This window comes from Niastella sp. sgz303648 (assembly GCF_059587045.1).
Map to the genome: position 1 here is coordinate 98801 of NZ_JCAPSW010000011.1, position 12772 is coordinate 111572.

The following is a 12772-nucleotide window of genomic DNA, read 5'->3' on the forward strand; positions in this document are numbered from 1 at the left end:
ATGGGCGGTTACTGCCCGCTACTTATCATCTTTATTCGCTTCGCCAGCCAGCTTTCCTTCACAGGCATCAGCCAGTTATTTTCCAGTTCTTCTTTGGTTTGAACCAGGTTGTTGAAGTATGTAGTATCGGGGGAGATAAAATTGTTATCGATGGCATATTGCAACTGGGCCATTGGTAATAACTGTATTTTATCTTTTACCATAAAGGCCAGGTTTTGCCTGTCGAACATATTAACTTTAAACAACTGCTCAATCTGTTTGATCAGTCGCACCGAGCTGTCGGTACTGCAACCACTCACGCCGGTAGCCCGTTCATCGGCCATTAATACAATAAACTGACCGAAAAACAAATTGCCATATCCTTTAACCGGCGCGCCATGCGACTGCCAGTTTTCAGTAAAATTCTTTAACAGATCTTCAACATGAAGTGCTTCGCTTAGCATGAACATGCGGCTGCTTTGATATACCCATACCCTCGAATCCGACGCAAAGTCAGCCGGCAATAATTCTCTGTAATTTTCTACCATAATGCAAAGGTAAGAAAATCTGAGGTCCACCACACCCTACACATTAAACCTGAAGTGCATTACATCACCATCTTTAACAATGTATTCTTTTCCTTCAATGCGCAGCTTACCAACTTCGCGGCAGGCGGCTTCGGAGCCATAGCTAACAAAGTCGTCGTAAGCGATCACTTCGGCTTTGATGAATCCTTTTTCAAAATCAGTATGTATTACACTAGCAGCCTGCGGGGCTTTCCAGCCTTCATGGATCGTCCAGGCGCGCACTTCCTGCACACCGGCTGTAAAATAAGTTTGCAGATTGAGTAATTTATAGCTTGAATGAATGAGCCGGTTCAGGGCCGGTTCCTCCATTTTATATTCTTCCATAAACATCTGGCGGTCGGCGGGGTCTTCCATCTCCGATATCTGCGCTTCGATGTTGTTATTCATTACAATTACCTGCGCCTTTTCGTTTTTAACGGCTTCCTGTAAGGCGGCAGAAAATTTATTACCGGTATGCATACTGGCCTCATCAACATTGGCCACATACAGTACTGGTTTATTGGTAAGCAGAAACAGGTCGGCAATAGCTGGCAGCTCATCTTTACCCAATCCCAGCTCACGAATGCTCTTTCCTTTTTCAAGGTGTTCTTTACAACGAACCAATACTTCGTATTCTGCTTTCAGCTTTGGATCGAGGCGGGCCTGTTTCTCGGTACGGCTGATCTTTTTTTCCACACTATCCAGGTCTTTCAGCTGCAGCTCTATATCGATGATCTCTTTATCGCTAACGGGATTGATGGCGCCTTCTTCACGTAAAATATTTTCATCTTCAAAACAGCGGATCACATGAATGATGGCATCTACCTCGCGAATATTAGCCAGGAACTTATTGCCCAATCCTTCGCCCTTGCTGGCCCCGCGAACCAGTCCGGCTATATCCACAATTTCGATCTGAGTAGGCACAATACGGTCGGGATGAACCAGTTCGGCCAGTTTATTTAAACGGGGATCCGGAACATCTACAAGGCCCACATTCGGTTCAATGGTACAGAACCGGTAATTGCTGGCCTGCGCTTTAGCGCTGTTACTCACTGCGTTAAATAAGGTTGATTTTCCTACGTTCGGTAATCCTACTATTCCTGCTTGTAAAGCCATCTTAAGTTGTAAGTTATAAGTTATAAGTAGTAAGTCCGGAATCCAGGTTAAAAGTTGTAAGCTGTAAATGAGTTTCAGGCCTTTGCCGGTTAAAAACTTATAACTTACTACTTACCACTTAAAACGTGTTTTCGGCGCGCAAAGATAGGGTATTACGGGGTGATTATAGTATGCCCGGATTCCTTTATCTTCAACGCTTAATCTTATTCCCTTATGGCATTAAGCAGAATATGGAGTGCCTTCATCATAGTTTCTATTTTAGTTGCTGGTATTCAATTTCTCGCCGGTGGTCAAAAGCAGATATTCAGCTCGATGGTGGTGGGTAAACGCGGTGATTCGGTGCAGGTGAAGGAAATGCCTGTTTCTGCGGCTGAACCTTCGCTGGCGGCGGCATTGGATACTGTTGGCCGGGTGAAGCAGGGCGACCTGATTTACCGTAAGGAAGCAGGTAAGGTGGTTGCTGTTAAGGTTCAGGCTGCCAACGGGATCATCGACACTTGTTGGGATGCCGTTGAATTATGCCTTAAATTGATAGGTGTGATGGCCTTGTTTATCGGGTTTATGAATATTGCTGAAAGGGCGGGGGGCATCAACCTGCTGGCACGGATCATAGGACCGTTCTTCTCAAAACTGTTCCCCGAAGTGCCTAAAGGACATCCGGCCATGGGACATATGATCATGAATTTTTCTGCTAATTTACTGGGGCTCGATAATGCGTCAACGCCATTCGGATTAAAGGCCATGCAAAGCCTGCAGGAGCTGAATCCGAAAAAAGAGGTCGCCTCCAATGCGCAGATCATGTTCCTCTGTTTGCATGCGGCGGGTTTTAATATTATTCCGGTGAGCGTTATTGCCATCAGGGCTACCCAAAATGCCAGCGACCCTACCGATGTTTTTCTGCCTTGTATGATCGTGACGTTTGTGGGTACGCTAACGGCCATGTTCGTTGTATCATTTCGCCAAAAGATAAATCTTTTTCAGCCTGTTATTATCACATGGATATTGGGCATTTCTGCAGTGGTTGCTCTGCTGGTGTGGTATATTACTACCCTGGATGCGAACGGCGTGCAGTTTTTTTCGGGTGTATTGAGCAACGGGTTGATATTACTGGTGTTTTTGCTGATCGTGTTGGGAGGTATTTATAAAAAGATAGACCTTTTTGATGCTTTTATCGACGGGGCCAAAAATGGTTTTGATACAGCCATTCGCATCATTCCCTACCTGGTAGGCATTATGGTTGCGGTAAGCATGCTGCGCATCAGTGGTACGTTCGACGTGATCATGGATGGTATAAAAAGCTTTTTTGCTTTACTGGGGGCCGACACCCGATTTGTGGAGGGACTGCCCACCGCGTTAATACGCCCGTTAAGCGGCGGCGCTGCCCGGGGTATGATGGTAAGCACCATGATCACCAATGGCCCTGATTCGTTTGCCAGCCGCCTCTCAGGCATTTTTCAGGGTGCTGCCGATACCACTTTTTATGTTATTGCTGTATACTTTGGCTCTGTTTCGATCAAAAATACCCGTTATGCCATCGGCGCTATGCTGCTGGCCGATTTAGTGGGCGTTCTTACTGCAATTACTTTGGCCTATATCTTTTTTGGAACGACTGCGTAAACGGTCGATTCACCCTTTATAAGAAAAAAGGTGAGCTTCTTCGCCAACTGGCAGTAGACTCACCTTTTCTTTTTTTATCTGATTTACTGATCCTTACTGATGCACATAAGTAGCAAGCCCTCTTGCCCGGGTGCCTGTGGTTAACGTACCATCTCCTTTATAATACAACGTATAGGTTCTTTGATTGCCAAATGCAACGTTGTTAAAGGTAGCCAGTGTATAACCGGTTCCTGAACGTCGTACAGACAATGTATCGTTCAGCTGCGAATTATAGCCATACGACGCAAATGTGGTAACATATCCTGGTTTAATGTTGGTAGCCAGATAGCGGTTATTTCTTGAAGACCATATATCAACCGATTTGCCGGTAGTATCATTCCATACAGCATGTATAAACCGTAAATTGAAATAACCAACAGTTGGCTTGTTAATGGTGTCGCGAACAAATATCTGCGCGGCATCCCGGTCAGAGGTAATCGAGTCGGTTACTATTAATGAATAATACGCATTGGGAACAAGCACTTTTGTAAACCGCTTTATGGTAACAGAGTCGGGGTTTAAAACGCCGGAAGAAAGTTTAATTTCCTGTTCTCCTGCAGGCACAGTAACATAGCCATACAATGTTGAACTGCCAGGGTAGATGGTTCCATAACTCAAATATGGATTACTGCCGGGTAAAAATGCCGACACTTTGGTGCCTCCTACCAATACATTAAACGAATCAGGCACATTAAAAATTTTACCAAAAGACGGCGCTGCATGAACGATGCGCAGGTATGCAGTTCCTGCAGGTGTATCATATGAAGCAACAGGCGAATATTCTCTTTTGCACGAAGAGATTGCAATGAAAAACATTGTGAAACCTATTGCAATAACAACCAGAATATTATTTCTCATCTGAAATTTTTTATTGTTACTGTAAAGCGTACCAGAATTATTTTTGTGAAAACCAGCATTCTTTGGTGATATAATCCGCATCAAATGCACCGATCCTTGTTAATTCAGGAACATTGTACAGGTATTCTGAATTATATCTTGGTTTGCACCGGTATACTTTTTTGCCATTGTTGGTTGCAACCAGGTATTGACCCGAAGGCGGTGTGAAGTCGGCATATACCGGTTTACCGGTTGCTTCGTCAAGAACCTCGTCATAATGAAATTTGCGCATGTCGATCCAGGTTTGGTGCGTTCCCCACACATACAGAGCAATGTATTTTTGCAGCATGATGTGTGTTAATGTAAGATCATCTGCCAATGCCGGTACAACGGCGGGGTTGGCAAGATAGGCGGCTTTAACAACCGGTGTAATTACATTGGCTGCCGGAATATGTTGCGGATAGGTGGTGGTTAGCATATCAAAGTCAAGGCTGATGCCATTGGTGTAGGCCGTGAGCGCCTCGGCTTTTTTACCTTTTCTGTACAGCGCTTCTGCTTTTATGAATTGCATTTCCGAAGCGGTCATAACAGGCCAGGGAGATGTGTTTTGGAAAAGATACCGGCTGGTATCAACGACGGGGGCAGTTGTTGCATTATAGGTTGCATGTCCCCAGAAATTTAAAGGATATAAGCTTGAAGTAAGGCCGGGTGTATTGCTGCCTCTCCAGGGAAGGAACCCCTGAAAGTTGCCGGAGTTATTTTCACGCAACATATACCATGCTCTGGGATCGCTTACACCATTAAATGCAGTGGAATTACGGCCCGACATCAGATCGGCTATATAAGCACATTGTCTGTAAGTACCGATGTTTGCACGGTATGGACCATAATAATTATTCGTACCGGTTTGTAACCCACCGGCTAATTGTACATACGGATTATCGGCGTTAGTTGTCATTGCCAGGTCGGCATATTTGATGGCAGAATCGGCGTATGCATAATTGTTGGCTGCGAAAAGATTTTTAGCGCTCAGATCAATATAGGAACGTGCGAGGATGCCATACACAAATTTTTTCCACTTGTTTACATCACCTCCTAAAAAGTATGCATCGCCTTTGGCAAAGTTTTCTTTGTTTACGTTGCCATCGGTTCTGTTTAAAAAGCTCAGCGCCCTGAAACAAATGGCGCGGCAACTGTCATAAAACTCAGGTGACGTATCGTAATGAAACTGTGATAAATTTTCATTGAATGCTTCTTTCAATATGCCGTCGTTGTATTCATTGGTTAATTCGAGCCAGCCCCAGGCCCTGATGGCCCAGGCTGCACCCACATAATCCCATTTCTGCTCTTCGGTACCCCATTCAATAATGCGGTTTACATTTTTTCCGTGTGCATAATAAACAGCGCCCCAGATAGAACCTGTATTATCGTTTACGCCTGTTACTCCACCCATTTCGGCATAGTTCTCCACGTCGGTTTGGGTTGAAAAATATTGTACATACCGGCCTATGAAAGTAGCGTCGAGCTGAAGGCCAAAGGTAGTACCTGCCGATGAGTAGAAATATTGTATGCCGCCGATTACTCCCGGTAATATCGATTCAATGGGTACACGAATAGGAGCATTGGGATTCAGGTATGCTTCATCAATTTTTTTACTGCACCCCTGCATGCCTATAGCGCCGGCAGTTAGGGTAAATATGGTAAGTAAGAATTTATTTCGCATAAGAATTTTTTTGAATTTGCATTTGTAATGTATCAGGTTAAAAACGGGCACGTAATCCAAAGCTTACACTTAATGGTGTGGCCGGACTACCAAAATCAAATCCATATGAGCCTACGCCTACCGAGCCGGGATTGCTGGCAATTACAGCCGGGTCGGCGCCCTGGTAATTGGTGATCAGTATTAAATCATTGCCTGTTACAAAAACACTTAACGCTTTCATGCCTTTTATTGCATGGGTAACTTTTTCGGGCAGTATATAGTTAAGCGTTATATCTCTTAATTTCAGCCAGTTTACATTATGCTGAATAAATTCTTCATGCGGCAGGGTAGTGGCGAAGGTGCTTGTACTTGCATAATAGTTGGTTATATAATAAGGAACCACTACAATGTTATTGGGCGTTGGGTGGCCGGTATTTTGCAAACCATCGTCAAGTACTCCGTTTATTACCCTTGGCGTTGTTCTGTCGGATGTTCTTTTGCTTTTACCAATACCGGTATTTACCTGATCGGTTGCATTGTAAATATCCCCGCCTACTTTTAAATCCCACAAAAAGCTGAGGTTCCAGTTTTTATACCTGAAACTGTTTATGGTTCCCAATGTAAAATCGGGTGTGCGATCGCCTATGATAGTAAAGGTGCCATTTATCTCGGGTAGGCCGGTTAAAGGAGAAATAAGAATCTGGCCGGCATTGTTTCGGGCATAACTGGTGCCGGTGATTGTTCCGGTTGAATGTCCGCGTACCAAACCTCCACGTGCGCCAATGTAAGTATCGGAATTATAAAAATCATTATCCTTTCCTATAGAAGCCGGAAGGTCAATAACGTTGCTCCACATGTGGTTAAAGTTGAAGCTCACATTCCAGGTTAAGTCTTTTTTTCTGATAGGATTAAGGTTCAATGATAGTTCAAGCCCCTGGTTACGTAATGATGCGGCATTGGCAGTATTTAAAACCGCTCCGGTTGCATAGCTGGCTCTGTAGCCCTGCACTATCTGGTCAATGCAAAGTGTATTATAATAAGCTGCTTCGAGCGTAATGGCATTATTTAAAAATCTTAATTCTGTACCAATTTCATAGGTATGCTGCCTTTCGGGTTTCAGATCGGGATTGGCTTTCGTATAGCCATAGGTGTAGCTGGGGTTAATAGCCGAACTGTTCAGGTTGTTTACAAAAAACGACTGGTTCGAGTATGGATCATTTAGCCTTGCCGTGCCGGCCAGCGATGCTCTTATTTTTGCATACTCCAGAATATTTCCTTTTATGGCCGGAATGATATCTGATAAAATCGCGCTCAAACTAACCCCGGGATAATTGTACTTGTTGTTTTGCTTTGGAAGCGGGGAAGCGTTTTCGAAACGATGTGAATACGTAAGATATACCAGGTCTTTATAGCCTACCGAAACCTCACCAAAATAAGCCAGTTCTCTTAATGTGTTCAGGTTGGGTAAGCCGAAATAATTACGAAGCAGGCGTGTTCTGGAGCCTTCGAGGGTATTGCTGCTGTCGGTACTTGTTGAATCTTTTAAGTGATTACCGGTAACACCAAACTGGCGGGTTTCAAAATCTTCCCACATGGTTCCTACCATTAATCTTGTGCTCCAGTCGCCAAATTTTTTCTTTGCAGTAGCTGTAATCGTATGATTATATCCTTCGTATGTTCTGTAATAGTTATCCAGTGTACCGCCGGTTGAAGCGCTTAACAGGTACGATTGGGGATGGGTAAACAGGTACCCATCCTGTTTATAGGTATCGTATCCAAACCGGCCCGATAAAGTGAGCCATGAAAACGGAGTGATATCTATTCCGAATGTTGCCACCCAGCGGCTGTTTTTATCACCGGTTTTATTATTCTTTGCACTCCACAGAGGATTATCGTAGTCAACGTTATAATTGGTGTTAAACATTAACAATTTATTGCCTTTGGCATCCTGGTAGTTGGTGATATCATTATTGGCAGGCCATGCATACAGATCGAGCAAATACCCCGAAACGCCTTTGATGGGTTTTACATTGTCGGAATTAATATAGGCGATCGAAGGGGTGATGGTTATGTATTTGCCTATTTTGGTGTTGTTCGAAAGTTTTAAATTATATTTTGTGTAGGAGTTGAACGGTACTGTTCCCTGATTATCGAAATAAGTACCCGAGAGCCTGAAACCTGCATTCTTTGTACCAAATTCAACGCCGATGTTGTGGGTTTGAGAGAACCCTGTTTCAAAAAAATGATGAACGTTATCGTAAATCTTTGTATCTGTTGGCCAGGCCGGGCCAAAGCTGGCGAATTGTCCTGAAAGCGGCGGAGCAGTAGGCACGCCATTTACACCGGGGCCATACCTGCTTTCGAGTTCTACAAAACGGGTTATTTTTTGTAAACGGAAATTGTTATCATAATTAACTATTAGTTTTCCCGCACTGTTTGCTTTTTTTGTAGTTATTACAATAGCGCCTGAGCTTGCCTGACTGCCATATAAAGCGGTTGCTTCGGGGCCTTTTAAAACAGTAACCGATTCAATATCGTTAGGGTTCAAATCGGCAATACGGTTTGTGTAATCATTATTGCGGTTGTTTAAATCCGAAGCAAGCCCTACACCTGTGCCACTGTATGAGTTCGAATTTAAGGTGGTATTATCTATCAGCACGCCATCTACTATAAACAACGGTTGGTTGCTGCCCGATAAGGTGTTGAACCCTCTTAAAACAATACTCGACGAAGCGCCCGCAACACCCGAAGTAGGGGTAACCGTTAAGCCCGCTACGCGTCCCTGCAGACTGTTTATGAAATTTTCGCGTTGCGTTTGCTGAATGTCGGTTCCCTTAACGGATTGAACCGAGTAGCCCAGCTCGCGCGGGTTTCTTTTTTGGTCCATGGCCGTTACCACCACTTCGCCCATTTGTTTTTGTGAGCTTTTTATTTTTACCGAAATGGCCGCTGCATCGCCTACACGAATCTGGTTCGTTTCATAACCCACCGAAGAAATAACCAGTACATCTCCTTTTTGGGCTTTCAGTGAAAATGAACCGTGGACATCGGTTGTGGTACCACGGTTAGTGCCTTTAATAGTGATTGATACACCCGGCAATACCGTGTTGTCGTCTGCATCTTTTACCGTGCCGGAAATTACTTTTTCCTGGGCTGTAACACAGACGCTTAATAGAAGAAAGATTCCTGCTAACAGGAGCCTGCTGAATTTTCTCATGACAGTGTTTTTGGTTCAATTAATCTGTGAATGATTGTTAAAAAGCCATTGTTCAGCTACAACTTTTGGTTATAGCTGTTATCATTAAACTTTTTCATAAGGCCCCGATAAAAAATAGCTGCCCGGCAGTTTTATAATACCTTTATGCCTAAGTCGATATATGGTTTCAGCTTAGGATCATCAGGCGATAATTCTGTGATAAGAACATCGATGTGTTGTATATCACAGATGTGGATAGGTTGTAATGTGTTAATCTTTTCAGATATGGTGAGGCAAACTGTTTTTTGGGAAGATTGTATCATGGCTTTTTTCAATTGCACTACGTCCCAGTCGTTATCGGTTGTTCCGTATTTCAGATCGATGGCATTAATGCCGAGCAAACACAGGTCGGCATTGATTTGTTTTATTTTGCCGATGGCTTCGGCGCCAATCGTGATCTTTGAGCTTTTTGAAACACGGTCACCAATCATGATCACGTCGATGTATGGGTGCTGCATGTATTCGAGAATGGCCGGAATGCTGCCCGACATGAAAGTGGCCTTTAACTGGCGAGGTAATGCGCGCGCCAGTTCAATGATGGTGGTTCCTCCACTGGTCAGTACAAACATGCCGTTTTCGATAAGCGCGGCTGCTTTTTGTGCAATGATCTTTTTGTGGTCCTGCGAATAAACGTTGTCGGTGGGATAATAAACTTCGTTAAATGAATGGCTCAGGGCGCCGCCATGTACCTTAATGATCTTGCCTTCTTCGGCAAGTTCCAGCAAATCTCTGCGAATTGTATCCTCAGAAACGCGTATTTCCTGGCTCAACAACGATGATAAAACTTTGTTGTGCAGGTTTACCTGGTGTAATATATAGGCCTGACGCTCTTTTTTAAGCATATACCGTTAGTAAGGGTTCAAACAAATATAGGGTCAATAACGCATAAAAGTGCATAAAGCAGACATTTTATTGGGCTAAAATGCTGCATTAACCGCATTTTAGTTACCTGTTTGCTGTTTTGTGCGGTAAATGATTTGAAATAATAGAAGGCTGGTAGTACGGTGAGCAAAAAACTGAAGATTTGCCGTTGTTGATTCGCAATGCGCTTTACATTCTTATTGAACTGATGCAGCATATTCATGAATGCGTTTTGAAAAATGTATGTGCTTTGGTTGTATAATGGAAGGGTATTTTAGTTGCGAAATATAAAACTGCTTTCACACTTATTTGCCTAATCAACACGGTTATGGCCTAAAACAACACGCTTATTAAATTTATTGGGTGATGTTGTATGGAACATTAATTTTAAAACCGTTTTATTACCAGTTACAATAAAACACAACAATTGTATTCGGGAAAATAACTCAACCGCCAAAAACTAACCTTATCGAATATGGACCCTTCATTATTCTTACCGAAAAAACTGCAATTCCTTCAACATATTGGTTATACCGGAACCGGACATGCTACCGGGTAAAAGATGCTTTATTTAATTCACTTCTGTAATTATTACGGCTTTTAATTTTTTTAAATAACCCTGCAAGTAATTTATATGAAATCTCAGCTATTAATTAATGCAACTATATTGTTTGCATTCAGCATAACAACCGGCATTGCACGTGCACAAAACTGGTATCCCGGTACAGGTAATGTAGGAATTGGAACACAAAGTCCTGTTACACTACTGGAAGTGAAAAACTCTGTTCAGGGTGGTTTAGGCCCGGTAATACGGTTAACCGGAGGCGGTATGCCCGGCGCCCAATGCGCAATTGATTTATCAACATATGATGCAGGAAGCTCGTTACCTGCGGGCAGGATTCTTGCCACTGATGATGGCGCTTATGGATGCCGCCTTGAATTGCAAAGTAAACAACCGGGGGCCCTCGAAAATACATTGCAAACCCGATTGATGATAACCAACTTTGGAAATATAGGTATTGGCTCAACAGCTCCTAATTATCCATTAACTATTAACAAAGACGGGGCTGCGTGGAATTCGCATGGAAGAATAAAATATCCAACGATTATGGTGAATGAAGGCAATAGAACAGGCGCCGGAATAGCTATTGCAGATGATGGCGGTTTTTTTGACTGGAATGATAATTATATTACCTACGAACCGCTCAATGACAATGGCCTTGGGCTCAGAATAAGCAATAGCAACTTTACCGTAGATAACAATGTGGCGATAGGAACAACTTCTCCACGTGGTAAGCTCGACGTATGGGGAGGAAGTATCTATGTTACGGGCTCTGATATTCAGGGGACTTTTGTTGCAGGTGCCCAGGCCGGAATAGCCTATATGGGTTGCAATTCGTTCACCAACGGAATAGCCATTATGCCTAATGGTTTTGTAGGCATCGGCACCAATGATACAAAGGGCTACCGTTTTGCCGTAAATGGCGATGCCATTTTTACCAAAGTGAAAGTAAAGCCCTATCCCTGGGCCGATTATGTTTTTCATGCCAGCTACAAGCTGCGACCTTTAAACGAAGTTGAACAATACATAAAACAATATCATCACCTGCCTGAGGTTCCCTCTGCTAAAGAAGTAGAAAAAGACGGTCTGGATGTAGGCGATAACCAGGCGCTGTTATTAAAGAAGATTGAAGAGCTTACCCTGTATGTTATTGAGCAGCAAAAAGAAATAAAAGACTTAAAACAGGAATTGAAACAGGTTAAAACTGTAATAAAAAACAAGCACCATTAAAAGTAACACCCATGTATAGTTCAAAAAAGATCCTAACGGCCGTATTACTTATTTTTCATTTGGGATTAAATGCCCAGGTGAGTGTAAAAAGTTCGGGTAGAATAGGATTGGGCACCAGTGCGCCACAGGAAAAAGTACATATTGCCGGCAAAACACTTATAGAAACGGATGATAATGTACTCACATTTAATAGTCCGGATAACGCCTGGCAATATATGGCATTTAAAAGAGGTGGTAATCGACATGTTTGGATGGGCTTAGATAACGGGAGTGGTTTTAACCTGACAAAAGAAACACCTGGTAATATGAATTTCATACTGAAGCAGACCGGTAGCTTTAATTTCAATCTGGAGCAGGCTGGTGATTTTTATATGAATTTTAACCAGGGAAGGCTATGGATTTCGAGTCAGATGGATAATAATCAAATTGGTGGTTCTATAACATTAGTTCACCCGGGAAAATTAGTCGGTGGAACAGCGCGTGCATGGGCTATTTATAATATGACGGGTGCTTATGGTAACAGTTTACAGTTTTGGGCATACGGGGCTAACAGTTGTGCAGACATGTGTACTCATCGCCTTGTGCTGATGGATAACGGCAACGTTGGCATCGGCACCAATAACCCGCAATATAAATTGCAGGTAGAGGGAGACGCGAGAGTGTATACAATAGTTGCTTCAGCTTCCAGAACTCCGCCGGATTATGTTTTTCATACCAGCTACCGGTTACGGCCTTTAAGTGAGGTAGAGCAATACATTCAGCAATATCATCATCTGCCCGAAGTTCCTTCTGCTGCTGAAATAGTGAAAGACGGATTGAACCTGGGCGATAACCAGCTTACGCTTTTAAAGAAGATAGAAGAACTTACTCTATACGTGATTGAGCAGCAAAAACAAATTAAAGCATTGACCGAAGAAATGGAAAAAATGAAAAGCAAACAAAACAAATAAAGATTTTAGTAGTAAGTTTAAACGGTGCTTCGAAAGCTGCAGAAATGCGGCTTTTTT

9 protein-coding genes are annotated in these 12772 nt (G+C 43.1%); 3 read left to right on the forward strand and 6 right to left on the reverse strand.

Features of this window, described 5'->3' with window-relative positions; all coding sequences use genetic code 11:
- Positions 1–8: 8 nt before the first annotated feature.
- Positions 9–527: a hypothetical protein gene (locus tag AC59IL_RS27385; protein ID WP_496555415.1), complete on the reverse strand. Its 519-nt coding sequence runs from the start codon at positions 525–527 to the stop codon at positions 9–11.
- 36 nt (positions 528–563) lie between these two features.
- Positions 564–1661 (reverse strand): redox-regulated ATPase YchF, encoded by a 1098-nt coding sequence (gene ychF / locus AC59IL_RS27390; RefSeq protein WP_496555416.1) that lies wholly within the window; start codon positions 1659–1661, stop codon positions 564–566.
- A gap of 213 nt (positions 1662–1874) precedes the next feature.
- Here ychF and AC59IL_RS27395 point away from each other — a divergent pair, with 213 nt between their 5' ends.
- On the forward strand, positions 1875–3278 hold the full coding sequence (locus tag AC59IL_RS27395; RefSeq protein ID WP_496555417.1) for a nucleoside recognition domain-containing protein: 1404 nt from the start codon (positions 1875–1877) through the stop codon (positions 3276–3278).
- Positions 3279–3371: 93 nt separating this feature from the next.
- On the opposite strand, the gene AC59IL_RS27400 is transcribed toward AC59IL_RS27395, so the two are convergent.
- From AC59IL_RS27400 to AC59IL_RS27415, 4 genes are all read right to left on the reverse strand, one after another.
- Positions 3372–4175, reverse strand: coding sequence for a DUF4397 domain-containing protein (locus AC59IL_RS27400; RefSeq protein WP_496555418.1), 804 nt, complete (start codon positions 4173–4175; stop codon positions 3372–3374).
- A gap of 37 nt (positions 4176–4212) precedes the next feature.
- Positions 4213–5877 carry a SusD/RagB family nutrient-binding outer membrane lipoprotein gene (locus AC59IL_RS27405; RefSeq protein ID WP_496555419.1) on the reverse strand — a complete coding sequence of 555 codons (1665 nt, stop codon included), beginning with the start codon at positions 5875–5877 and terminating at the stop codon, positions 4213–4215.
- Positions 5878–5914: 37 nt separating this feature from the next.
- A complete protein-coding gene (locus tag AC59IL_RS27410) occupies positions 5915–9073 on the reverse strand; it encodes a SusC/RagA family TonB-linked outer membrane protein (protein WP_496555420.1) in 3159 nt (1052 codons plus the stop codon).
- Positions 9074–9204: 131 nt separating this feature from the next.
- A complete protein-coding gene (locus tag AC59IL_RS27415) occupies positions 9205–9954 on the reverse strand; it encodes a DeoR/GlpR family DNA-binding transcription regulator (protein WP_496555421.1) in 750 nt (249 codons plus the stop codon).
- A 653-nt stretch (positions 9955–10607) separates the two neighbouring features.
- On the opposite strand from AC59IL_RS27415, the gene AC59IL_RS27420 reads away from it, so the two are divergent.
- Both AC59IL_RS27420 and AC59IL_RS27425 read left to right on the forward strand, forming a co-directional pair.
- On the forward strand, positions 10608–11765 hold the full coding sequence (locus AC59IL_RS27420) for a hypothetical protein (RefSeq protein WP_496555422.1): 1158 nt from the start codon (positions 10608–10610) through the stop codon (positions 11763–11765).
- An 11-nt stretch (positions 11766–11776) separates the two neighbouring features.
- Positions 11777–12715: a hypothetical protein gene (locus AC59IL_RS27425; RefSeq protein WP_496555423.1), complete on the forward strand. Its 939-nt coding sequence runs from the start codon at positions 11777–11779 to the stop codon at positions 12713–12715.
- Positions 12716–12772: the final 57 nt, after the last annotated feature.